The 23618-nt window shown below is 36.3% G+C and carries 21 protein-coding genes; 11 read left to right on the plus strand and 10 right to left on the minus strand.

Annotated features, from left to right (window positions below):
* Positions 1-146 precede the first annotated feature (146 nt).
* Positions 147-1385, minus strand: coding sequence for a tetratricopeptide repeat protein (locus AC07N0_RS21915; RefSeq protein WP_492801307.1), 1239 nt, complete (start codon positions 1383-1385; stop codon positions 147-149).
* Between the two features lie 191 nt (positions 1386-1576).
* On the opposite strand from AC07N0_RS21915, the gene hpt reads away from it, so the two are divergent.
* Complete coding sequence (gene hpt / locus AC07N0_RS21920; RefSeq protein ID WP_494590998.1) at positions 1577-2116, plus strand: hypoxanthine phosphoribosyltransferase; 540 nt, start codon at positions 1577-1579, stop codon at positions 2114-2116.
* A 66-nt stretch (positions 2117-2182) separates the two neighbouring features.
* Here hpt and AC07N0_RS21925 read toward each other — a convergent pair whose 3' ends face one another.
* The 3 genes from AC07N0_RS21925 to AC07N0_RS21935 all read right to left on the minus strand — a co-directional run bounded on the left by AC07N0_RS21925 (position 2183) and on the right by AC07N0_RS21935 (position 6811).
* Positions 2183-3211, minus strand: coding sequence for an alpha/beta hydrolase (locus AC07N0_RS21925; protein ID WP_494590999.1), 1029 nt, complete (start codon positions 3209-3211; stop codon positions 2183-2185).
* Positions 3211-4401, minus strand: a complete 1191-nt coding sequence (locus tag AC07N0_RS21930) for a PepSY-associated TM helix domain-containing protein (RefSeq protein ID WP_494591000.1) — start codon at positions 4399-4401, stop codon at positions 3211-3213. The genes AC07N0_RS21925 and AC07N0_RS21930 overlap by 1 nt, the downstream gene beginning before the upstream one ends.
* 67 nt (positions 4402-4468) lie before the next feature.
* Entirely contained in the window at positions 4469-6811 is a 2343-nt protein-coding gene (locus AC07N0_RS21935; protein ID WP_494591001.1) for a TonB-dependent siderophore receptor, read from the minus strand.
* A gap of 630 nt (positions 6812-7441) precedes the next feature.
* Between AC07N0_RS21935 and AC07N0_RS21940 the strand changes: the two genes are divergently transcribed.
* From AC07N0_RS21940 to glpK, 3 genes are all read left to right on the plus strand, one after another.
* Positions 7442-8521, plus strand: a complete 1080-nt coding sequence (locus tag AC07N0_RS21940; protein WP_494591002.1) for an alpha/beta hydrolase — start codon at positions 7442-7444, stop codon at positions 8519-8521.
* A gap of 235 nt (positions 8522-8756) precedes the next feature.
* Positions 8757-10349: a glycerol-3-phosphate dehydrogenase/oxidase gene (locus AC07N0_RS21945; RefSeq protein ID WP_494591003.1), complete on the plus strand. Its 1593-nt coding sequence runs from the start codon at positions 8757-8759 to the stop codon at positions 10347-10349.
* A gap of 64 nt (positions 10350-10413) precedes the next feature.
* On the plus strand, positions 10414-11904 hold the full coding sequence (gene glpK / locus AC07N0_RS21950; RefSeq protein WP_494591004.1) for a glycerol kinase GlpK: 1491 nt from the start codon (positions 10414-10416) through the stop codon (positions 11902-11904).
* A gap of 73 nt (positions 11905-11977) precedes the next feature.
* On the opposite strand, the gene AC07N0_RS21955 is transcribed toward glpK, so the two are convergent.
* The gene (locus tag AC07N0_RS21955) at positions 11978-12970 is read right to left on the minus strand and encodes a YhdH/YhfP family quinone oxidoreductase (protein ID WP_494591005.1); all 993 of its coding nucleotides are present in this window, start codon (positions 12968-12970) and stop codon (positions 11978-11980) included.
* 139 nt (positions 12971-13109) lie between these two features.
* Here AC07N0_RS21955 and AC07N0_RS21960 point away from each other — a divergent pair, with 139 nt between their 5' ends.
* Positions 13110-13454: a winged helix-turn-helix transcriptional regulator gene (locus AC07N0_RS21960; protein WP_492801298.1), complete on the plus strand. Its 345-nt coding sequence runs from the start codon at positions 13110-13112 to the stop codon at positions 13452-13454.
* An 87-nt stretch (positions 13455-13541) separates the two neighbouring features.
* Complete coding sequence (locus tag AC07N0_RS21965) at positions 13542-14003, plus strand: GyrI-like domain-containing protein (protein ID WP_492801297.1); 462 nt, start codon at positions 13542-13544, stop codon at positions 14001-14003.
* A 131-nt stretch (positions 14004-14134) separates the two neighbouring features.
* On the opposite strand, the gene AC07N0_RS21970 is transcribed toward AC07N0_RS21965, so the two are convergent.
* The 3 genes from AC07N0_RS21970 to AC07N0_RS21980 form a co-directional block, all read right to left on the minus strand.
* Positions 14135-15379 (minus strand): sulfate adenylyltransferase subunit 1, encoded by a 1245-nt coding sequence (locus tag AC07N0_RS21970; RefSeq protein WP_494591006.1) that lies wholly within the window; start codon positions 15377-15379, stop codon positions 14135-14137.
* Between the two features lie 116 nt (positions 15380-15495).
* Positions 15496-16437: a sulfate adenylyltransferase subunit CysD gene (cysD, locus tag AC07N0_RS21975; protein ID WP_309924564.1), complete on the minus strand. Its 942-nt coding sequence runs from the start codon at positions 16435-16437 to the stop codon at positions 15496-15498.
* A gap of 147 nt (positions 16438-16584) precedes the next feature.
* Positions 16585-17274, minus strand: a complete 690-nt coding sequence (locus AC07N0_RS21980) for a phosphoadenylyl-sulfate reductase (protein WP_494591008.1) — start codon at positions 17272-17274, stop codon at positions 16585-16587.
* Positions 17275-17577: 303 nt separating this feature from the next.
* Between AC07N0_RS21980 and AC07N0_RS21985 the strand changes: the two genes are divergently transcribed.
* Entirely contained in the window at positions 17578-18273 is a 696-nt protein-coding gene (locus AC07N0_RS21985; RefSeq protein ID WP_494591009.1) for an AlbA family DNA-binding domain-containing protein, read from the plus strand.
* On the opposite strand, the gene AC07N0_RS21990 is transcribed toward AC07N0_RS21985, so the two are convergent.
* Positions 18270-18935: a hypothetical protein gene (locus AC07N0_RS21990; protein WP_494591010.1), complete on the minus strand. Its 666-nt coding sequence runs from the start codon at positions 18933-18935 to the stop codon at positions 18270-18272. The two genes, AC07N0_RS21985 and AC07N0_RS21990, sit on opposite strands and share 4 nt — an antisense overlap.
* A gap of 214 nt (positions 18936-19149) precedes the next feature.
* Between AC07N0_RS21990 and AC07N0_RS21995 the strand changes: the two genes are divergently transcribed.
* The 4 genes from AC07N0_RS21995 (at position 19150) to AC07N0_RS22010 (ending at position 22680) form a co-directional block, all read left to right on the plus strand.
* Positions 19150-19908, plus strand: a complete 759-nt coding sequence (locus tag AC07N0_RS21995; protein WP_494591011.1) for a helix-turn-helix domain-containing protein — start codon at positions 19150-19152, stop codon at positions 19906-19908.
* Between the two features lie 31 nt (positions 19909-19939).
* A complete protein-coding gene (locus AC07N0_RS22000) occupies positions 19940-21106 on the plus strand; it encodes an FAD-dependent oxidoreductase (RefSeq protein WP_494591012.1) in 1167 nt (388 codons plus the stop codon).
* A gap of 108 nt (positions 21107-21214) precedes the next feature.
* On the plus strand, positions 21215-22027 hold the full coding sequence (locus AC07N0_RS22005; RefSeq protein WP_494591013.1) for a helix-turn-helix domain-containing protein: 813 nt from the start codon (positions 21215-21217) through the stop codon (positions 22025-22027).
* Positions 22028-22104: 77 nt separating this feature from the next.
* Complete coding sequence (locus tag AC07N0_RS22010; RefSeq protein WP_494591014.1) at positions 22105-22680, plus strand: NAD(P)H-dependent oxidoreductase; 576 nt, start codon at positions 22105-22107, stop codon at positions 22678-22680.
* A 9-nt stretch (positions 22681-22689) separates the two neighbouring features.
* Here the strand turns inward: AC07N0_RS22010 and AC07N0_RS22015 are convergent, their stop codons facing one another.
* Complete coding sequence (locus AC07N0_RS22015; protein ID WP_494591015.1) at positions 22690-23298, minus strand: YkgJ family cysteine cluster protein; 609 nt, start codon at positions 23296-23298, stop codon at positions 22690-22692.
* Positions 23299-23618: the final 320 nt, after the last annotated feature.

A 23618-nucleotide genomic window follows, 5' to 3' on the forward strand; every position in this document is an offset into this window, starting at 1 on the left:
TAAAGCAAAGAGGTCATTATTTTTTAAGATAATGAATCCTAAATATAGCTAAACTTGATGGTTTTCACCAAATAATTAATCACAAATTTAAGGGTTGGCAATAAAAAAGTCGCTTTATAGGATAAAGCGACTTTTTTAAATTATCATTATTTTTTCTTCCTTCGTGCCTTTTTTGCTTCGGTTAGTAATTTTTTTGCTTCTTCCCTTTGGGAAGATTTTCGCTCAGAATCATCTATTACCTGTTTGTAATACTCTATCGCAGTATCATAATCTTGGTCTTGCGAAGCTATTTTTCCTAGGGCTATCATCGATGACCAATAATAACCTGAATTATTAGACCCCGTTTGTTTGGCAAAGTCTATTGTTTTTTGAAAATATGTCTTTGCTTCTTTGTTGTCTCTATCATAATTCATTGCATAATAACCCAGAATATAAGCAGCATATCTACCACTCACGCCTTCATAACCAGGATAATGCTCGTCTATTTTTTGTAAAATACTTTTGGCAATGGTTTTAGCCTCAGAAACACGACCAGCAACAAAGGCACTTCTAGCATAAAATCGTTGGAAAAACGGATTGTCTGGATATGTCTCATACGTGTATTTCGACAAGTTCAACGCTTTTTCATTCATGTTTTCTAGTCCATAAATCTGTAATAAAAAGTAGCGTGCCTCCGTACGCGTATAAAAAGCATTATAACTTACTTTTTCTAACTGACTGATTCCTTTTGGCTTATCTCCTTTAGGAAACAACCAAAGTACTGGGCGAAGCATGGCATAGTTGTCTTTTACATAATGGAAGTAATAATTATAAAGACCATCACCAAACATCAATTCTGGGCTAAAATCTGAGAAACTTCTTGACTTATCGAGATATTTTAGCGCATTTTTTGCGGCAAAAGTAGCCTTCGTCCAATGTTTTCTTTCAGAATGCAAACGACCTTTAAAAGCATAAGCTGCTGCCATAAAGAAAGCTGCTTCGGGGTTTTCAGAATCATCCCATATTTTTTCAGCCTTTTCAATGCTTTTATCCATGTATTCTATACATCGCTCATCGTAAATGACATTTTCAGTATTAGGTACAATTTTCCACCACTCCATCAATCCCAATAAAAATTCAGGGAGCGGATGGTCAGGATATTTTACTTTCAAATAATTAAACTCGCGTTCGGCTTCATAAAACTTGAAATTATACATGTGATTGATAGCCTGCGTAGCCTCAATCTGTACTTCTGCTGTAAGCAAAAGCATTCCTTTAGAACGCTCTTGTTCTGCTTTCTCTGTATCTTTCCACCATTGCGCATTGGCTATTTGCTGTTGTGAAACCAACAAACTGCACAAGAGGAATACTTTTATATAAGTCGATAAATCAAATACTTTTTTCATGGTGATTGTCTTTTCTGGATGTAAATTTAAGGAAATTTTAAGTATTGCTCTAACGAATGATACAACGAAAAGCATTATTAAAAAGTGTCATTGATACAGATATTCTATTTATAAGGAGATGTACTTGCTTTCTAACGATTTGGTGAGCTCTATAGATTAGCGTATTTTTACAAATTAGAAATCAAGCATTTATGAAATCCACGATACAAGTACACGATAAACATTTTGAAGTATTTATCGAACAAAGCATTTTAGAACAGCGCATTAATGCCCTTGCCACTGAAATCAACCAAGACTACACAGGGAAAAAACCTTTGTTTTTAGCTATTCTGAATGGTTCATTTATGTTCGCTGCTGAACTGATGAAATCTATTTCGGTAAGTTGCGAAATTACTTTCTTGCGAGTGTCGTCTTATCAAGCAACTGCGTCTACAGGGAAAGTACATGAGATTTTGGGCTTATCTGAAAATATTGAAAACCGAGATATTATTATTATTGAAGATATTATAGATACTGGGCTAACGATGATTGAAATTAAAAAGCAATTATTGGCTCAAAATCCGAGTTCTTTGTCAATAGCTACGCTTTTCCAAAAACCAGAAGCGTTAAAAGAGCCTATTGATGTACAATACGTTGGGTTTGATTTAGAAAATAAATTTGTATTGGGCTATGGCTTAGATTATGACGGATTAGGAAGAAATCTGGCTGATTTATATGTTTTGTGTGAATAAGTAACATCCTTTCTCTATCACTAGCGAGGTACTTAAGTACCTCGCTAGTGATAGAGAAGTCTAAATTCAAGGTTTTAGTTTTCTAAGCTCCTCAGCACTTTGTGGAAAGCCCTGTCTCTGGCAATAATCAATCAGTTGGTCTAATAAATTATTATCAATCGGTAAATTAAAGCCAATTCTTTCAGATAATTTAAGGTATTGTTCCTTTACAATTTGTGGACTATAAGGTATTTCTTTTACAGGTAGTTGAAACCCTTTATACAAGAATTTCAAGGCATCATAAAAGGCAGGCAATGATATTGTTCCATGGTCTTCATCTTCATAAAACTTCCAGTCCCACCTCAATTTACTTTGCTCCTTAGGTAAAATTTCTTTCGTAAACTGCTGGATAGCCTGAGGATGATTGCTTGCTAAATCTCTCGGAGAAGAGGGCGTATTCGCTAATCCGATATACAAACTTTTACCTTTTAGGCTATTTTTTTGTAAAAAAAGCTCGGCATCTTGTAATGTTTTTCCATTATCCCACCACAAGCTAGGGTCTAACGCAATATATCCATTAAACAACTCAGGCGTGGTTATCAACGTATGAATAGCAAACAACCCACCGAATGAATGTCCTGATAATATCTTATAGCCATTAGTGCGATAACTGCTATCAATACTTGGTATTAATTCATCTTTCAGGAATTTTTTGAAATTTTCAGCTCCTCCGCTACTGGTAAATAGTTTTATTTTTTTATCCGCTGGGTCACCAATAGGAGCATTAGTAGGCGTTAAATCCCGCGTTCGGTCGGTGTTATTAATCCCTACCACAATCATATTGGGGATGGAAGCGTATACTCCTTTTGATAAAAAGGATACAATTGGTGCACTGTATTGAAAATTCATTTCACCATCCAAAAGATATAAAACTGTATATTTTTCGGTTTTATACTTCGAGTTCTGATAGCTCGCAGGCAAAGCAATCCAATAACTTCTTTCTTCTTTTAGCACATTGGAATATATTTTCCGTTTTCTGCCTATTTCTTGTGTTTCCTGTGCTAGTATGATATTACTGATACAGTAACAGGCTATAAAAATTAATAAATTTTTCATTAGATTTTGTTGGGAATAAAAGTTTTTGAACCTGATGTTTGTACTCCTTTTTTCTCTTTTTTGCGTCTACCCCACCAAATAAAGAAACCTGTGATGGGCAAGCTTGTACAAATTAGCCCCACCATAAAAGTGAATATTTTAGAGGGTAATCCATACCAATAGCCCACATGTAAGTCGAAATTAAGGGTTTCAATTTGCTCGTGTTTTTGCAAATCCTTTGGGAACTTTACAAATTCTCCTGTATACCTGTTTACTGCTCCAGCCTGTCCATTAACCCAACTCTTTAGTCCTACTTTTTCGGCTGCTACACAGTAAAGGGTAGTGACGCTGTCTTTTCGAGGAATGCTTAGTCTGACAATTTTTACATTATCACCAGATTGTAGCTGATGGTCAATAATTTGGTCGTAAGACATAAACCTCAGGTCTTTTTCATACTTTGGTGTAAGCTTATTTTCTTGCTCATGGGCATTAGTACTTCCTCCAAACACTGTTTGTGTAAGATTTCCCAATACTTCATAAGCCATTATCAAACCAGTTACCGTAATCAGAATAGCAGGAAGAAGACTATAAAACCCTAAGACATTATGCAAATCATAATTTTTACGCTTCCATTTTGTCGTTTTTTTCCACAAGAATTGTACTCGTTGCGAAAGTGCATTAGCATTAACAGGCCACCAAAGCACTAGCCCACTGATAAGTTGAAAAAAGAAAATAATGGTGGCAATGCCTACTACTATCCTACCCGTTTCATGCAATAAAAGTTGTGAATGCAAATGGGCTACTACATAAAAAAACCAATATGAGCTACTAACTCCTTGGACTTTCCCAGTATATGGATTTAACCAAGTATAAGTAAAGTTCGACTGTTCCTTATCTCCTGAGGCTATTTTAAAACTTTTGTTCGGGTCTTTATATACTTCAAAATAAAAAGGTTTTCTATCAGGATATTGTTGTTTGAAGGCACTGATTAATTGTTCTGACGAAAGTCTAGGACTATTTGTGGCTTGTACATACCTAGCATTGCCTGCCAAAGCCTCGATGGTTTCGTCACAGAAAACAAATAATGTTCCTGTAAGAGACACCACCAAGACAATCAGGCCAGATGTTAAACCTAGCCATAAATGTAGCCAGCTATTCATCTTGCTTATCCAGTTTTTCTTGTTGGATTGCTTTTTTGTATTCTCTTTCATGTCTGATTTGAATAGAAAAACCTGACTATAAAATATAGTCAGGCAAATAGATTAGAGTTTGTATATGTTAGAATTTAATCGTTAAGTTGGCTATGAGTTGGCGCGTAGGCATCATATTAGCCCAGAAGTCAGACAACCAATATTTTTTGTTGGTGATATTATTCACTTTTATCCCAAAGCGGTATTTCGGTTTATCAACAAAAACAGTTCCGTCGATAGTAGTATATCCTTTTGCCGAGAACGTATTGGTATCGTTAATAAACGAATCGCTCTGTACATTTCCGCCAAAACCTACACCAAATCCTTTTGCTTTTCCTTCTTCTATTTTATAGCTCATCCACAAATTACCCACATGTTTAGGGGTAGAATATGGTCTTTTGCCTTCTACGTTCGCTGCTGATTTTACAAACTTACTTTCGTTATAACCGTAGCCAAAAATTAAGTGTAAACCTTTGATAGGGTTAGCAATTAAATCAGCCTCGTAACCTTTGCTCAACTGTGTTCCATCTTGAATCGAGAAAAGAGGGTTATTAGGGTCAGTACGCACTTTGTTAGATACCTGAATATCATAATAGCTAAATGTTCCATTCAGTTTACCTTCTAATAATTCTACTTTAATCCCCCCCTCAATTTGATTAGCTTGTTCTGGTTTAAAGGCTACTGCTTTGCTCGGGCTAGCCGCTGTTGTGGTAGGTGCTACGTTGGTAAAACCATTCATGTAATTGGTAAAAAGTGATACTTTATCTTTTACCAATTGATACACTGCACCAAGTTTAGGCGAAAGTGCCGTCTGCGTATAGTTGGCAGTAACGTCATTAAAATTATCTACTCTCAAACTTGCCATCACCAATAGGCGGTCGGTAAAGTTGATTACATCTGATGCATAAAAACTGATAGTATTTCTATTTCTATGGTTAATCAACCAAGGTTCTTTAGCGGAAGCAATAATGGCTTTATATTTCTCCATATTGATAAATGGCGCTTCTTGGTTTATTTTTACGGCATCATAAGGGTTAGCAATCCAACGACTATCGTTTGTACCTAAGTAAACATACTCTGCTCCTACAAGCAATCTGTTTCTCATACCTCCGATATTAAAATCGCCAATAAAGTTTTGTTGAACTTGTGTCGTTTTAAAATAACTGTTAATACTCATCAGCCTTCTGTTCATGGTAGTGTCAGAAGTAATTAACAAAAACAGGTAATTGGCTTTGTTATCCGTAAAAGCATTTGAAAAAATTGTTTGCGAAGTCCATGTGTCAGATAGCTTATACGTTGCTCTTGCAAAAATATTTCTGTTTTGATTTTCTGATACAAAATCATCTGTAGTATACGAACGGTTAAAATCAAAATTCATATCATCAAAGCTCGTAAAGCTTTTAGGGCCATTCCCTGCCAAACCTATATAAGTAGCATTTCTAGTACTTTTAAATAGTTCAAGTTCAAAGTCAAGGGTTAGTTTGTCATTGACACGATAGGTAAAAGCTGGAGACACAAACATTGTATTGCTTACGCCATAATCCTGCCAAGTCTTCTGGTTATCAAGCGCACCATTGATTCGGAACAACATCGATTTATCTTCATTCAGTGGTGTATTGATATCTATCGTAGTACGGCTCAAAGACCAGCTACCTGTGGAATAAGAGATTTCGCCTTTGAAATAATCTAAAGGTCTCTTGGTTACTCTGTTTACCAAACCACCATAAGTAACCAACGTAGAACCAAAAAGTGTTGCCGAAGGTCCTTTTATTACTTCGATACTTTCTAAGTTAGCAGGGTCGTTCATGGTAACCCAGTTGGTATTAGCACCATTTCTGAGTGAGCCAGCATTACCACTAAAGCCCCTAGTACGTAATGTTAGTCCAACACCCCCTGAACCAACAGATTGTGTAATATTATTCAAGCCTGGGGCAGCAGTAATGGCACTTCTAAAATCTATCGCCATTTGCTCTTGGACGAGTTCTTTTGGTACTACCGTATAAACCTGTGGGTTTTCAAGGTTGTTTAGGGGCATCCGTGCTACAAAATCACTTTGCTTCTTGGCAAATTTTTGGGCCGCACTCACCACTACTACTTCACTTAATTGTTTAGCAGATACATCTAATTGAACATTTAATTCAGTAATTCTGTCTTCATATACGCTAACTGTTTTTTCTAATTTCTCATATCCTACTAAACTAAACACTAACGTATAATCTCCTGATTTTAAATTCCTGAAGTCATAATGACCATTGTTATCCGTCTTTGTTCCTTTTGAGGTAGTCTTTAGGATAATGCTTACAAATTCTGCGGGGTCGCCTTCTTTAGTTGTAACACGACCTTTAATTGAGCCTAATTGTGCAAAAGCAAACTGCACAGTCAATAAAAACACTATACTTAAATAGAGTTTTTTAGTAATTGTTTTTTTCATTGTTTGTATGGGAATAATGGGTTTAAAATGGGTACTTATTTATGTTAATAGACAGGTTTAATACTTTTTTATATGTACAAACATTAGTTGACTTATATATTATTTTTATTTAGACTAATTCTTAATAGTTGCAACAAAAGTATAAATCAAATTAATTGCAGACAAGTTTTATTTAGAATAATTCTAATATATGATATAAATACCTATGCTGAAATATGAAATTACTGAAAGCAATGGATGTGATAAGTAGCTGATATTAATATAATTAGTCCTTGATTTCTATCGGTAAAGCAATTCCGAAAAATAAAAAGTGATATTTATCATTATAGTATTTTTTTGAGAATCAATCCACGAAAAACTAGCTTTTTATGAAGGAAAGTGAGATTTAATATTAATGACGTTAAAAGATAATACCTTGAAAACGCTAGAGTATCACTACAGACTAAGGATGTATTTTGGTACAATAGTTGCTTTATAATACCTGTATATGGAAAAGAAAGGTTTCCTTTACTGATGATCAGCTTGTTACACACAATATTCTATATTAGAATATTGTTATATATGGAAGACTAAATACTGTATAAAAAGCAAATATTTAATTAAATTTGTGGTTCGACAAATAAATCACTAATGAGTAAAGGCGTATTATATTTTGAACTAACAACCCCCGTTGAAGACAATAGACCTGTATTTATTTCAGGAAGTTTCAACGAATGGCTGCCCAATAAAGAAGAATTCCGTTTGAACAAAGTTGAAGACGGAAAATATGAATTGAAGTTACCAGATACTATCAAGCTACCAGAAAGCTTTGAGTATAAATATACCAAAGGTGGCTGGAATCAAGTAGAATTAGATGAATTTGGTAAACCTACAGCCAACAGAACATCCAAAGTAAAAACGGGTGTTTTAAAAGACTTTGTACCACACTGGCGACTAGATGGCGAAAATCTTTCGGGTGATTTAATGCCTGAAATCCGCTTAATTTCTGATGCTTTTGAGATACCACAGTTTGATAGAAAGCGTGCTGTGTATATCCTTTTGCCTCATAATTACGAAACATCCGACAAACATTATCCTGTAATTTATTTACAAGACGCTCAAAATTTATTTGGCGGAGGTTCTGTATTTGGAAATTGGGGAATTGATAAGCAATTGGCCGTTTTGGCTGCACGTGGGCATGGCGATGTAATTGTGGTGGCTGTGGCACACGGTGGTGAACAACGCTATCAAGAATATTCGCCCTATAATAATCCTAAAATGGGAAAAGGACAGGGCAGAAAGTACACTCAATTTTTGGCTAAAACACTAAAACCATACATTGACAAAAACTTCCGTACAAAACCTGAGCGTGAATTTACAGGTATTGGTGGAAGCTCGTTAGGAGGTTTAATCAGTATTTATTCAGGCTTGATGTTTCCAGAAGTATTCGGGAAGTTGATGGTTTTCTCTCCATCACTATGGGTTTCGCCTAATATTTACTTTGATGCCATTGATTTTATCTCACATTTACCAACCGACATTTATGTCTATGCTGGTGGTGACGAAGGAACGATGATGTTACCGAATGTGGAAAAACTAAAGCAGACTTTCCAGAGACAAGGTATCAGAAAAACGGATATCCATCTTTCGTATGACCCTGATGGAATGCATAACGAAGACCAATGGGGAAAAGAATTTCCTAAAGCGATAGAATGGTTATTCTATAGTTAGTCATTCATGAAAATTTAATCTTCAAACGGCTCATTTATTTACATTTTTGTAAGTAGATGAGCCGTTTTTTTGTTTTTATGTTTTATGAAATGTTATAGCATTTAGGTTTGTTATACTATTAGATAACTTACAGCATATCATTACCATAAATTATTAAATATCATCTATTTTTGCCTATTGCTGTCAGTCCTTTTTTGTGAGTATATTTTGTTAATATTTAGGTAAATTATCCATTATGAATCGTATAGAACAACTAAGTAAAATCTCATCAATAGAACAATTTGATTTGTGCATCATAGGCGGAGGAGCAACAGGTGCGGGTATTGCCCTAGATGCTACCCTAAGAGGTTTAAAGGTATTGTTAATTGATAAAGCTGATTTTGCAGGTCAAACTACATCTAAATCTACGAAACTTATTCATGGCGGAGTGCGCTATCTTGAGCAAGCTGTAAAAAAATTGGATTGGGAACAGTACAAAATGGTGCAGAAGAGTCTCCATGAAAGAGATACGTTGATAAAAAATGCCCCTCATCTTACTCGCCCATTAGCACTATTAACCCCTTGCTATTCATGGATTGAAGGTATTTACCTTACAATCGGATTAAAACTCTATGAGTGGATAGCGGGTAATCATGGTATCGGTGCTAGTAGATGGCTATCGAGAAAAGAAGCGTTAAAAACCATTCCTGAATTAAAAAAAGAAAATCTAACCTCCGCAGTATTATATTACGATGGGCAATTGGATGATGCACGTTATTGTTTAGCAATTATTCAAAAGGCGGAAGCTTTGGGAGCAACCGTTTTGAACTATGCCGAAGCCCTTCGTTTTGAAAAAGATAATGAAGGAAAGCTAACTGCTTTGACGATTAAAGATAATGTGAGCAATAATACTTTAACGGTCCAGTCGAAAGTATTTATCAATGCTACGGGGCCTTTTGCAGACCATATTCGCAAGATGGCTAACACAAAATTGAAGCCTCGGATGAAAGTAAGCAGAGGAGCTCATATTGTTTTGCCTACCAGTTTGATGAAAAATGAAACAGCCATCTTAGTACCCAAAACGGATGATGGAAGAGTATTATTTATTATTCCTTGGCAAGACCACCTGTTGGTAGGAACAACCGACGAAGAAGATAAGCTTTCTGAAAACCCAGACTTAGAGTCATACGAAATTCCGTACTTATTAAGTTATGTAAATCGTTATTTAGAAAAAGAAGTAACACCCGAAGACATTACCAGTGGTTTTGCAGGACAAAGACCATTGCTCGGAAAAGCAGAAAAAAGTTCTGATACCAAATCACTTGTCCGTGACCACGAGGTAGAGATTGATAAGAGTAGTCAGTTGGTAAGTATCATGGGAGGGAAATGGACCACGTATCGCTTAATGGCGAAAGACACCATAGACCATGTTTATGAAACCATTTGGCAAAAAGAACCTGTACTTTGTACATCCGAACATCAGTTATTGCATGGCGCAGAAGGCTATCATTTTGAAGATTGGCAACAACTTGCTAATCAATACAATGTTTTACCAGTAATAGCACAGCATTTGATGAAAAAGTATGGTTCATTGGCAGCAACAGTATTAAGTTTAACGAACAATCAGCCTGAACTGAAAGAATTGATTCATCCTAATCATCCATTTATCCAAGCTGAGATTGTGTATGCGATTCAAGAAGAAATGGCAGTTACTACCCAAGACGTGCTAAACAGGAGGTTAGGATTAGGATTGAGAGACGCGCAAGCCGCTAAAGAATCTGAAAGCTTAGTAGAGGTTTTTTTAAGTCCTGGAAAAACATTTATCAGCCATCAAAATATTAGTAATTAATCAATAATTTACAACGCTCTAATTTATTCAATTACCTAATTAACTATCAAAAACACTCTTTAAAATGTATATAGGCTCTATTGACCAAGGGACTACCAGTACCCGCTTCATCATTTTCGACAAACAAGGCAATCAAATTTCTGTCGGACAAAAAGAACATTCTCAGATATATCCACAAGCTGGTTGGGTAGAACACGACTCAGATGAAATCTGGAGCAATACACAAGAAGTAATCGGGCTAGCATTGGGCAAAGCCAATCTTTCGCCTTTGGATATTGCGGCGGTAGGCATTACCAATCAACGAGAAACAACAGTAGTATGGAATAAATTCACTGGTCAGCCTTATTACAACGCCATTGTATGGCAAGATACCCGCGTAGGTACGATGGTAGCCGATTTAGCTAAAGAAGGTGGAGGCGATTGTTTTCGCGAAAAAACAGGCTTGCCTCTGGCTACTTATTTTAGTGGTTTGAAGCTAAAATGGCTTTTAGAAAACGTAGAAGGGCTCAGAGCAGATGCAGAAGAAGGAACGGCCATTTTTGGCAATATGGATACGTTTATCATCTGGCATTTAACGGGCGGAATAGATGGCGGAATCCATATTACCGATGTAACTAATGCGAGCAGAACCCAATTGATGAATCTGAAAACCTTAGCTTGGGACGATGAGATACTCCAAAAATTAAATATACCAAAAGCAATGTTGCCAGCCATAAAATCAAGCAGTGAAGTTTATGGCGAAGCTCGTGGTGTACTTTCGGGTGTACCTGTGGCAGGAGATTTAGGCGACCAGCAAGCGGCCTTAGTAGGACAAACTTGCTTTGCCCCTGGCGAAGCCAAAAATACTTATGGTACGGGTTGCTTTATGTTGATGAATACGGGCGAGAAAATAACGCCGTCGACCTTCGGGTTGCTTACTACGGTAGCATATCAGTTTGGCAATCAACCAGTAAAATATGCCTTAGAAGGTTCTGTTGCCATTACAGGTGCATTAGTACAGTGGCTTCGTGATAATTTAGAAATCATTAAAAATAGTGCGGAGATTGAAACGTTGGCAAATTCTGTAGAAGACAATGGAGGGTGTTATTTCGTCCCTGCTTTCTCGGGTTTGTATGCTCCTTATTGGCAAGCAGATGCTCGTGGTGTAATTGTAGGACTGACACGTTATGTCACTAAAGCTCATATTGCAAAAGCCGCATTGGAAGCTACTGCTTATCAAACCTTAGAAGTATTAGAGGCAATGGAAAAGGATGCAGGCATTGAAATTTCTTCGCTAAGAGTTGATGGAGGAATGGTGGTAAACGAGACGCTAATGCAGTTTCAGGCAGATATGGTAGATGTTCCAGTGGTTTGTCCTGCCATGATAGAAACCACTGCTTTGGGTGCTGCTTATGCTGCTGGACTAGCCATTGGCTACTGGGAAGACCTAGAAGATTTAAAGCAAAACTGGGGAATCGCACAAACATGGACACCTAATATGGAGACATCAAAAAGAGAAAAACTATATCATTATTGGAAAAAAGCTGTTACTCGCAGTTTTGAGTGGGAAGAGTAATAAATCCGTAGCACGAGTTTATAACTCGTGTCACATTAATTTGACGAGTTGAAAACTCGTGCTACGGATTAAATTATAGCTTAACGATAGTCTTTCCAAAGGCTTTTCCTTGTAACATTAAATCTAATTTTTCAGGTACTTCTTCTAAGGAAATTTCATGGGCAAGCAATGCTAAATCATTTGGTTTCCAGTCTGTCGCTAATTTTTGCCAAATATCCTGTCGTAAAGGCATTGGGCATTCTGCTGAATCTATTCCAAACAATGTGTTACCACGTAGAATAAAAGGCAAGACAGTGGTATGTAATTCGGCAGAAGCTACTAGTCCACAAATGGCAGCCGAAGCGCCATAAGTCAAAGACTTTAACGCTGTGGCTAAAATATTTCCACCAACGGTATCAACCACGCCAGCGTAAGCAGATTTCAATAATGGTCTCCCCAACTGGTCGTCTAATGCTTCTCTTGTGAGTATTTCGCTCGCGCCTATTTTCTTCAAAAAATCTATGGCATCAGGTTTACCAGTAACTGCAACTACTTCAAAACCTAATTTAGAGAGTATTGCAATGGCTAGCGTCCCTACTCCGCCCGTCGAGCCTGTTACTAACACTTTCCCTTTTTCAGGACTTAATCCATGATTAAGTAGCGCATTGATGCACATACCAGCCGTAAAACCAGCTGTTCCGTTTATCATTGCTTCTCTTAAAGTTAATCCACTAGGCAATTTTACAATCCAGTTCGCTGGTACGCGAATATATTCTGCAAAACCACCTGCGGTATTCATTCCTAAATCATAGCTAGTAACGATTACTTGGTCGCCTACCTGAAAATCAGAAGAATCGCTTGTTTCAACAACTCCTGCGGCGTCAATGCCTGGCGTATGTGGATAGTTTTTACTTACACCTTTATTTCCTACTGACGACAAGGCATCTTTATAATTCAAGGCTGAATACTGTACTTTTATTAAAACGTCACCTACGGGCAAATCTGAAATATTTCTTTGTACAATATTCCTGACATACTGCTTTTCTACATTTTCAGAAATCACTAAGGCTTTAAAAGAATGGCTCATGGTTTTGTGTTTGTTTGATGAAACAAGCTATATTTATACTGTAAACCTCTACAAAAAAACATTGAAAGTCAAGTAGTTACAAAGCTTACAGTTACTTACAAAAAGTACAGTTTTTCTGATAATCAAGTACTTAATTTTTATGATACTAGAAAAAAACTATATCGAACAAGATTGTCCTTCGGATGTATTTATGAAAATACTGAAAGGAAAATGTAAAACCACCTTGATTGTGTTGATTAAAAAAGGAATAAACCGTTTTGGTGAAATGAAAAGATCCTTGCCAACCATTAGCGAAAGAATGTTAGCCAAGCAACTAGACGAGCTTGAAGCCGATGGTATTTTATCAAGAACGGTATTTGCCGAAGTACCCTTGAAGGTAGAATATAGTTTAACAGCTTATGGCGAAACGTTATATCCGATTGTAAAGGAAATTAGGCGTTGGGGTAGAATCCATCAAGAAAAAATATTAAAAATAAATGTATAATTGATTTTTTCACTGACATACTGTTGTCAGTAAGCCTTAATTACTTTGCATTGTTAATAAAAAATAAACCTCAAATAATAAGTTACTATGCAAGTACAAGTAAAAGAAATACCTGCTCAAAAGTATTTTATCTATCGAACAGAAACTACGCTGTTAAACGTAAATGCTATTGCTGTACGTGAAATTGACACGCTGTATGCTACCGCTGGACAATTGGGCTTAGACACCTCAGCACCGCTTGAATTTATTTATTGGGGAGCTACAGGCGATGTAGAAAAACCATTTACACTGGAGATTGCTCTACCTGTGGGAAATCAAGCAATAGAAGTTCCAGCACCTTATGAACTGGTTGAGCATCCTGTTTTCAAAGCTTTTGCCTATACACATTATGGCGATTTTAGTGATATCATGCCAGTTTATAAGGAGCTTTTCAACACTTTATTTGCACAAGGATATAAACCTACTAATCAAACGAGAGAGGTATATATCAAATGGGTAGATTTGACTTCTTCTGAAAACGTTACGGAGATTTTGTTGGGGATTGAATAGTTAAAGTATCGAAAACAGTAGCACGAGTTTTCAACTCGTGTAGTCATTAAATTTGACGAGTTGAAAACTCGTGCTACAAAAAAAGCCCCAGAATCTTGGGGCTTTTTTACTATTATCAAAAATAGTTATTACTATAAAACAAATCCAACCCCAACGGTTGAGTTCGTTTGGTCATCCACTAAAATAAAGGCACCGTTTGCAGGGTTGTATTCGTATTTATCTGCAAATATTGGCTTGGCAGTTTTCAAGACAATCTCTCCGATTTCATTCAATTTCAATTCAGAAACGGCATCAACAATCGTATCTTGGTTCACTACATCAATTTTATTGTTCAAAGCTACTACTTTCGCTTTTGAATCATTGATGCCATGTTGAAGAATATAGGTCTTACCTGAAACCAATGGTTTAGAATCCATCCAACAAATTCTTGCGGTGATTTCTTTCAATGGCTCAAGTGTTGAAGAAGACTTCACCAACATATTACCACGAGATACATCTACGTCTGTTTCCAAAGTAATGACTACAGATTCCTTCGCTCCTGCTTTTTCTAATTGTGTGCCGAATTTTTCAATCGTAGCAATTTTAGAATTTTGTCCAGTTGGCAAAACAGTGATTTCATCTCCTACCGAGAAAGAACCACTGGAAATTTTACCTGCATAACCTCTATAATCGTGGAATTCTTCTGTTTTTGGACGAACCACAAATTGAACAGGGAAACGAGCTGGCTTTTTAATTTCGTCGAAATTGGTAGATTCTAATTCTTCTAACAATGGCGCACCTGTAAACCAAGGCATTTCAGTTGACTGGGTAGAGAGGTTTTGTCCATATAAAGAAGACATTGGAATGAAGGTAATTTCTTGTCCTTCAAAAGATACTTTATCAGCCAAAGCCTGAACAGCATCTTTGATTTCGTTGAAACGTTCTTCTGAATAACCTACTAAGTCCATCTTGTTGACACACACAATTACTTTCGGAATACGAAGCATTGATGAGATAAAGAAGTGACGGAAAGTTTGTTCTAACACACCATTACGTGCATCCACTAAAATCATAGATACCTTTGTATTTGAAGCCCCAGTAACCATGTTACGAGTATATTCAAAGTGACCAGGCGTATCTGCAATGATGTATTTACGTTTTGGTGTAGAGAAATAAATATTGGCTACGTCAATAGTAATCCCTTGTTCACGTTCGGCGATAAGGCCGTCTGTTAATAAAGAAAGGTCTAAAAAGTCTAAACCTTTACGTTTTGAAGCTGCTTCTAATGCTTCAATTTTATCACGAGTAATTGATTTTGTTTCGTATAAAAGTCGTCCGATGAGGGTACTTTTCCCATCATCCACCGAACCTGCTGTTGCTATTCTTAAAATATCCATCTTTTTTATTGAGTGATTGAGTGAATTGTGAGTTAGTGAATGAGTGAGTTTTAAACCTTATTAGTTTTGGATGATATAATAAATCACAACTCACTCAATCACTCATTCACAACTCATCAAAAATATCCTTGTTGTTTACGTTTTTCCATCGCTGCTTCAGAACGTTTGTCGTCTATTCTGGCACCACGTTCTGAGATTTCTGCTGATAGAATTTCGCCAATGATATCGTCTAATTCTATTGCTTCAGAAGCCACAGCGGCAGTACACGTCATGTCGCCAACGGTACGGAAACGAACGGTTTCTTCAAAAGGAATTTCTTCTGCATCTTTATTCAAATATTCAGAATCTGCCCAAAGCATTCCATCACGCTGAATTACCTGACGTTTGTGCGAATAATAGATAGAAGGAATCGCCATTTCTTCTTCTTTGATATAATTCCAAACATCTAATTCTGTCCAGTTTGAAATCGGGAATACTCTTACGTTTTCACCAATAGCAATACGACCATTCAACATATCAAACAATTCTGGACGTTGACGCTTAGCATCCCACTGTCCGAAATCATCACGCACTGAGAAAATACGTTCTTTCGCACGTGCTTTCTCTTCGTCACGTCTTGCACCACCAATACAAGCATCGAATTTGAATTCTTCGATAGCATCTAGTAAAGTAACCGTCTGCAAGGCATTACGAGAAGCATATTTTCCTGATTCTTCTTTTACTTTTCCTTGGTTGATAGAATCTTGTACATAACGTACTATCAATTCTGCCCCCGTCTCTTTAGCCAACCAATCACGAAATTCAATGGTTTCTGGGAAATTATGACCCGTATCTACATGAAGTAATGGGAAAGGAATTTTTCCCGGATAAAAAGCTTTTTGAGCTAAACGTACTAACGTGATAGAATCTTTCCCACCAGAAAACAAAAGCGCTGGTTTCTCAAACTGAGCTACAACCTCACGCATAATATAGATTGCTTCGTCTTCTAATTCACGAGGGAAAAAACCAAATTTCGGAGTGGAAACTTCTGGACTTGGATTTTTTAAATTATCAACCATATTTTTAATTTTTTATTAACTCTTTGACTGTCAGCTATAAGCAATGAGCTACAAGCTTTTTATTATACATTACCAACCACTCTAGGTTTTCTTAACTTCGCAATCGGTACTTTTAAAATTATAATCGCAACGATAGATTACTCATCACTAACTATGTAAGCCACATTCCTTTTGTGAAGCTTCCCACCACCAGCGTCCTGCACGTGGATGTTCTCCTTCTTGGATGGCTCTGGTACAAGGTGCACAACCAATCGAAATAAAGCCTTTTCTGTGTAAAGGACTATCAGGAATTCTGTTTTCTTTCAGATAAGCCAATACATCTTCGTAAGTCCAATGAATAAGCGGATTGTATTTAATAACATTATTGTTATTATCCCATTCAACAATTTCCATATCAGAACGGTTCTCTGATTGCTCTGCACGCAAGCCTGTAATCCAGATTTCGGCACCTGCCAAAGCTCTTTTTAAAGGCTCTATTTTACGAATACCACAACATTCTTTACGATTTTCAACAGAAAAATAAAAGCTATTAAATCCTTTTTCTTTTACTAAGGCTTCTACTTTGGCAGTATTAGGAAAATAAGTCTCAAATTCTTTTCCATACTTATTTTTGGTAGTATCCATCAGCTCATAAGTCTCTTGGAATAAACGACCAGTGTCAAGCGTAAAAACTTTGATAGGAAGATTGTTCTTAAAAATAGCATCGGTAATTACTTGGTCTTCCTGACCGAACGATGATGAGAAAACTACATTTCCATAGTTTTCAGCCATATAACTTAGCCCTTCTGTAAGTGAAAGACCTTCTAAGGCTTGTTTTAACTGACTTAAATCTGACATAAGCAATCCTAAATTTTATCCTCGTATCCGAGCTTGGCAAAATTTCATATCTGCTTAGTTACACTTGGCAAACTTTTCGGCTTTTAGACTTGTTAATCCTTTAGCAATTAGTTTTAACTGGTAGCTAAGTAATTAGGAGTACAAAGTTAGACAAAGTCTATTAAAAAAATCATATAAAGTCTATTAATTGGGTAGATTTTAGCTAAAATATTTTTAAACCAAAAAAAATTTCGTACTGCTAAATCTGTTATCTTTAAAACAAATCCATATCTGTTTATAAGAATACCTAAATCATAAATCTGTATGAATCAGGCACTTGTATCCTATTTTGAGAAGACTGAGAACCACAGTCGCATGTCAGGAATGAAATTGAAGGATTTAAAGAGCCTTGTTCGTCAAGGAGAGAATATTCAACTTGAGTTTAAGCTGAAAGCAAATCACCCTGAAAAAATTATCCGTGAAGTTGTGGCCTTTGCTAATACGAAAGGAGGTACTTTGCTGATTGGCGTAGGTGATGATAAAAGTATTCTAGGTCTCAAATTCGTCGATGAAGAAGAGTATATCTTAGTACGAGCCATTGAACGAAACTGCTTCCCTCCTATTTCGTACGAAATTGAACGAGTTAGCGTGACTGACGACCGTGAGGTTTTGGTCATTACGATTCCGAAAAGTGAAAAAAAGCCCCACTATGTACAACTTGAATCCGAAGAAATGGGTAAGGCCTATGTGCGTGTTGCCGACCGCTCAGTACAGGCTACTAAGGAAATGAAACAAATCCTTCGCCGTGAAAATGAAGAAGGCATTCAATTCACCTTTGGCGATAAGGAAAAGATTCTAATGTCATATCTATCAGAAAATACAAAAATTACTCTTCCAGAATTTGCCAAAATAGCTAACATTCCTCTTTGGCTAGCTTCTAGAACCTTGGTTTTGTTGGTATTGGCTAATGTACTAAAAGTGCAACCTCATGAAATTCTGGATTGGTATTTAGTAGCTTAGTCAAAATCTTTTTTCTCATAATAAGGTGCTTGACTTGGTACATCTATTACGGGTGGTTTCCACATAATTTTTTTTCCGAATTTGAATGTAAAACCAGCACTAAAACTAAGCATATTTGACAACCCTGTGCTGCCATAAACAATTCCTGTATGCTTTATTTTCAAGAACAACCCCATTCTGTCAGCATTTTCTTGAAATTGTATGCCTATACTTGGTGAAAAACCCCAATTGACCGCGCTTCCAGAAGGAATATTTTTAGCAAAACTAATATAACTAGGGTCTATCTGCGTTTCGTAACTAGTGAAATAAGCACCCGTTTCTAGTCCTACAAATGGCTTAATAAATTTCTTGCTATAAAGATAATACTCTGCTCCGAAAGATACAGGAACAACATCTTTGTAGTAATAACCATAAATTTTTGTGCTATAATCAAACCGAGATTGTACCGCTAAAGCGACTCTCATTTTATTAATGCCAGAATAAGCTGTTAATTTTAGCTTTTCAGAAAGGTGCTTTCGTAGGCTGATATCTAAGCCCGAACCTGAATAACTGCCATCGTCACCAAAAGTTGGTTCTGTTACATAACTAATTCCTGTGCTGACTTGGATTTGTGCTTGAATAAAAAAAGGGGAGAATATCAAAATAAGTAACAGTTTTTTCATATTCATTTCGGTTTATATACAATAACGAATATACAACTTTTTTATATTGCTAGTCATCTGACTGTCAATTATTTGAGAGCTTATCTTGAAATTTCTTCATATAAAACTTAAAAAGATAAAAGAAGGGGTAGTTACTAGCGATAGATATGATTAATTTTAAAAGATTTATTACGATTTAATAAATCTTTGTTCACTCCCAGTTAATGCTTTCAACATGCTGAAAAACGATTTTGAATATCAATTTATTAAGCCTGATACGCTGCTTTCAGACTACGTTGATTATTTTTGGCTGGTTGCTAATCGTTCTGAAAATGATAAACAAATTATCATTTTGCCTGACGGAAGGGTGGATATTTTATTCTCTTATTCAGCTTCCGAACCTTTTCATGTTGTTCTTTTGGGTTTAGACAGCCAAGCTACGCAAACAACATTTGCGAGCCAAACGGTAATTTTTGGCATTAGCCTCAAACTATTAGCCATTGAATATTTACTTCATACTAGTATCTCTTCTTTACTCGACAATGTTCAAGTTTTACCTCCTAACTTCTGGGAAGTTAAACAAGAAGATTTAAGCAATTTTGAGCTTTGTTGCCAAAAAGCCACGGATAAAATAAGTCAATTGATAAAAGATAATATTGACAACCGCAAACGGAAGTTATTTGAGCTAATCTATTCCTCAAAAGGCTCGATGAACATCACCACATTAGCTGAAAAAGTAGCTTGGAGTAGCCGACAAATAAACCGATACTTCAATCAAACCTTTGGCATCTCTTTAAAAGCCTACTGTAATATCCTACGCTTCAGGGCTTCGTTTACACATCTGAAAGAAGGAAAGCTTTTCCCAGAACAAAACTTTACTGATCAGGCACATTTTATTAAAGAAGTAAAAAGGTTTTCGGGAGTAGTACCAAAAGAATTGAGCAAAAATAAAAACGACCGATTTATACAATTTTTAGCCCTGCCCCCTGAATAGCTTTGTATCGTATTTAAAACAAGCTATCAAAATGTTAATCAAAGATAAAAAAATCGCAATTGTTGGAGGTGGTCCTGGCGGGCTAACCCTTGCTAGACTTTTACAAATGAAAGGTGCTGATGTAAAAGTATATGAAAGAGATGCTAACAGAAACGTAAGAGTACAAGGGGCGACTTTAGACCTTCATTTGGAATCAGGACTTAGAGGCTTGGATGAAGCGGGTTTAATGGATGCCTTTAAAGCAAATTATAGGCCTGGTGCTGATAAAATCCGTGTCGTAGACGAGCATGCAAACATTTTCTATGACCAACACGCCGAAGAGAGCATGGAAGCTTTTGGAGAAGAATGGTTTAGACCAGAAATAGACCGTGGTCCACTGAGAGAACTCCTACTAGATTCCCTACAAGCTGATACCGTTGTATGGGATAGCCATATTTTATCCCTTGAACCAATAGCAGACACGTGGAAATTAGTTTTCCAAAATGGTAATATTGCCATCGCTGATATAGTCATCGGTGCGGATGGTGCAAATTCTAAAATCAGGCCCTTTATTACGCCCATTAAACCATTTTATTCAGGCATAACAGCCCTAGAAGGTAATATTTATGAGTCCGAAAAAAATGCTCCTAAGATTCATGAACTATTAAAGGGAGGAAAAATATTTGCCTTTGGCGATGCTAAAACATTGATAGTAAGTGCCAAAGGAGATGGCAGTTTAGCCTTTTACACGGGCTGTAAAATGGATGCCACTTGGGTAAAAGACAGCGGTATTGATTTCACCGATAACAAACAAGTATTAGATTGGTTTAAAAATGAATACGCAGCATGGGATACTATTTGGCAAGAATTATTTGAATATGATAAAGGCTACATCATCCCAAGACCTTTATATTGTATGCCTTTAGACCAAAGTTGGGAGACAAAAGCGAATATTACTATGCTTGGAGATGCGGCACATTTGATGCCTCCTTATGCTGGCGAAGGTGTTAATATGGCGATGTTGGATGCCGTAGAATTAAGCGAGGCTTTAACTGGTTCAGCATATCCAACGATACAGTCAGCCATTGCGCATTATGAAAAACAGATGTGTTTAAGGTTTGGGGAAGTAGCCCAAGAAACCTTGAATAATACCGATTGGATGCATTCGCCGAATGGTTTGCAGATAATGTTGGATATGTTTAATGAAATACCAAGTTAGTCACTAAAACTGGTCGTGGAAAATCCACGACCTAACACTATCAAAAGAGTGTTGCGCTTAACCATCAAGAAATGATTAACTTGTAATTAGCAATTGATTAATACAGATATGAACCTACAAGAATATATTAGTAAACGAATCATTGTATCTGCTGAATTCGAAGATATTTTTTCTCATTTTTATCTCGCTGAAAATAAATCAGCACGAGACATTCATAAAACACTAGTTCCAAGCTTCCAAACTATTATGGTTTTTAGTTTTGGTATGCCAATACGTTTTAATACTAAGCAAAACACCAGCATTGAGATTGATAAGTGTATCATTTTGGGGCCAATAAAGCAACCTATTGAATATACATTACCAGTCGGAGCCGAAATGTTAGTTGTCAATTTCAAAGATGATGCCTTCTACCGTTTTTTCGGGCAAATAATGCTATCCGACCATTTACCTATTAATCCAGATGATTTACTCAACGAAAATTGCTTTACAAACCTTTGGGCTTTGCTTAAAAATACTGACAAAACTAAACGTATCGATTTAATACTGGAGTTCTGTAAACCATACTTACAAAAAAGAGAAAAAACATTTGAGCACTTTACCAGCTTACAAAATGATTACACGGTTTTGAATCCTATTAAAATCATTGCACAAGAAACCAATCAAAGCGAAAGAACCGTACAACTCAATCACAAAAAATACTTTGGATACACTGCCAAAGAAAAAAGTCGCTATCAGAAATTTATAAAGGTTATTGAACTACTACAAAATCAACGTACAAAAACAGATTGGTTTACTATTATTGAAATAGGTGGTTACTACGACCAAAGTCAACTGATTCACGATTTTAGGCACTTTCTTAATCTTTCTCCCAACCAATATCTTAAGTTTCAAGAAGATATTTGCCAATCAGAACCTAAGTAGGCATTTCGTTTTCTTACAATTTTAGGCTAATATGGCACGCTACCTTTGTTTCATAAAATTATCTAAAAAATAAAACAATGAAACATCTTATTATTTATGCCCATCCCAATAAAGCGAGTTTAAATCATCTTTTTAAACAAACTGTTGAACAAACCCTGACACAACATAATCATGAAGTTGTTGTCAGAGATTTGTATGAACTCAATTTTAATCCCGTACTTTCTCTTGAAGACATGGCTGGTCAACGCAAAGGCACAGTAACCACTGATGTTAAGCTAGAACAAGAGTGTATTTCATGGGCAGACGCCATTACGTTTATCTATCCTATTTGGTGGACAGGAATGCCTGCCATTATGAAAGGCTACATCGACCGTGTTTTTAGTTATGGCTTTGCCTATCGCTATGACCAAGGGGTACAAAAAGGATTATTGAGTGGAAAATCTGCCTACATCATTAATTCACATGGAAAGTCGAGTGCCGAATATGAAAAAATGGGTATGGACAAAGCCTTGTCATTAACTTCCGATAAAGGCATTTATGACTATTGTGGTTTTGAAATAAAACAACATTTCTTTTTTGATCAAGCCGACCGTACCACATCAGACCAAGTTAATAACTGGACATCTCAGATAATTACCGCTTATTCAAAATAATAAAAGACCTTAAATTTCTATTATTTCAATACTTTCAGTTTCAGCATAATAAAAATGATTTAAAACCATTTCTAATGCCAGTTCTATCGCTTTGTTGATGGGATATTGTTCTTGGGACAGCGGATAGTCTATCGCTGAAAGCTTTGAATGGTAATAACTTATTTGTGGCACTAGTATTCCTGCTTCTGCTTGTTGGGTAAGCTCCTGATAAGCTATAGGATAAGCTGTTTTAATTTCTTTACAAGTAACCATTTCTGGTTTGTTTTCTTTGTTTCGGCGAAAAGAGAAACCAAAAAGGCGACAAATCATGGCTCGATAAGTATATTCGCTACATCCTCCATTGTTTAAAGGAGTTAATGCAGGTTTATACAACATACAAATAGCTGTTTGGGGATTGGTTATCAGTTCATCATACAAAAGCTCGGCTTTGTTTTCCTGATAAAGATGATAGGCAAAGGGAAGAAGTTCTAAGATGGTTGCCCCAACATTTGGCGACTTACAACAATTGGAACAGCCACTTAAACACGACAGTCCATTTTTTGTTTGTAAATTAGCCAAATCGGCATTTAGTTCGGTATAAAAATTTGTTACAGCATTTACTTTTTCAGCTAGCCTCATTCCGTTTTCCCTTGGAGTTAAAAATATTTAACCCTATACGTATATTTACGGAAAGCTCTGGCTACGATGTAAGGTAGGTAGAATAGCTGGTAATTCAAGTTTATAAAAATTATAAGGAGTATTTAAAAAAAGATAGTGCATCTTAAAGATGATGATAATATATATATCTTTTCAAACAGTAGGAATTCGTTGTTCATCAATCACAAAACATGAGTCATCCCGAATTTTGGGCAAAATTTGTCTACAAGATATTGTGAATGGCTATTCTTATTCTGTAAATCGGTATCGAAGCATTTCGGTACCGATTTCCTGTATTTCCT

This window comes from Arcicella sp. GW821-FHT09D11, from assembly GCF_059416265.1.

Coding starts and splice junctions, on each gene's coding strand:
- AC07N0_RS21935 (WP_494591001.1), bottom strand. CDS start 6,811: ATGAAAAAAACAATTACTAAAAAACTCTATTTAAGTATAGTGTTTTTA.
- AC07N0_RS21915 (WP_492801307.1), bottom strand. CDS start 1,385: ATGAAAAAAGTATTTGATTTATCGACTTATATAAAAGTATTCCTCTTG.
- hpt (WP_494590998.1), top strand. CDS start 1,577: ATGAAATCCACGATACAAGTACACGATAAACATTTTGAAGTATTTATC.
- AC07N0_RS22015 (WP_494591015.1), bottom strand. CDS start 23,298: ATGAGGCTAGCTGAAAAAGTAAATGCTGTAACAAATTTTTATACCGAA.
- AC07N0_RS22000 (WP_494591012.1), top strand. CDS start 19,940: ATGTTAATCAAAGATAAAAAAATCGCAATTGTTGGAGGTGGTCCTGGC.
- cysD (WP_309924564.1), bottom strand. CDS start 16,437: ATGGTTGATAATTTAAAAAATCCAAGTCCAGAAGTTTCCACTCCGAAA.
- AC07N0_RS21955 (WP_494591005.1), bottom strand. CDS start 12,970: ATGAGCCATTCTTTTAAAGCCTTAGTGATTTCTGAAAATGTAGAAAAG.
- AC07N0_RS21990 (WP_494591010.1), bottom strand. CDS start 18,935: ATGAAAAAACTGTTACTTATTTTGATATTCTCCCCTTTTTTTATTCAA.
- AC07N0_RS21965 (WP_492801297.1), top strand. CDS start 13,542: ATGCAAGTACAAGTAAAAGAAATACCTGCTCAAAAGTATTTTATCTAT.
- AC07N0_RS21960 (WP_492801298.1), top strand. CDS start 13,110: ATGATACTAGAAAAAAACTATATCGAACAAGATTGTCCTTCGGATGTA.
- glpK (WP_494591004.1), top strand. CDS start 10,414: ATGTATATAGGCTCTATTGACCAAGGGACTACCAGTACCCGCTTCATC.
- AC07N0_RS21970 (WP_494591006.1), bottom strand. CDS start 15,379: ATGGATATTTTAAGAATAGCAACAGCAGGTTCGGTGGATGATGGGAAA.
- AC07N0_RS21980 (WP_494591008.1), bottom strand. CDS start 17,274: ATGTCAGATTTAAGTCAGTTAAAACAAGCCTTAGAAGGTCTTTCACTT.
- AC07N0_RS21945 (WP_494591003.1), top strand. CDS start 8,757: ATGAATCGTATAGAACAACTAAGTAAAATCTCATCAATAGAACAATTT.
- AC07N0_RS21940 (WP_494591002.1), top strand. CDS start 7,442: ATGAGTAAAGGCGTATTATATTTTGAACTAACAACCCCCGTTGAAGAC.
- AC07N0_RS22010 (WP_494591014.1), top strand. CDS start 22,105: ATGAAACATCTTATTATTTATGCCCATCCCAATAAAGCGAGTTTAAAT.
- AC07N0_RS21925 (WP_494590999.1), bottom strand. CDS start 3,211: ATGAAAAATTTATTAATTTTTATAGCCTGTTACTGTATCAGTAATATC.
- AC07N0_RS21995 (WP_494591011.1), top strand. CDS start 19,150: ATGCTGAAAAACGATTTTGAATATCAATTTATTAAGCCTGATACGCTG.
- AC07N0_RS22005 (WP_494591013.1), top strand. CDS start 21,215: ATGAACCTACAAGAATATATTAGTAAACGAATCATTGTATCTGCTGAA.
- AC07N0_RS21930 (WP_494591000.1), bottom strand. CDS start 4,401: ATGAAAGAGAATACAAAAAAGCAATCCAACAAGAAAAACTGGATAAGC.
- AC07N0_RS21985 (WP_494591009.1), top strand. CDS start 17,578: ATGAATCAGGCACTTGTATCCTATTTTGAGAAGACTGAGAACCACAGT.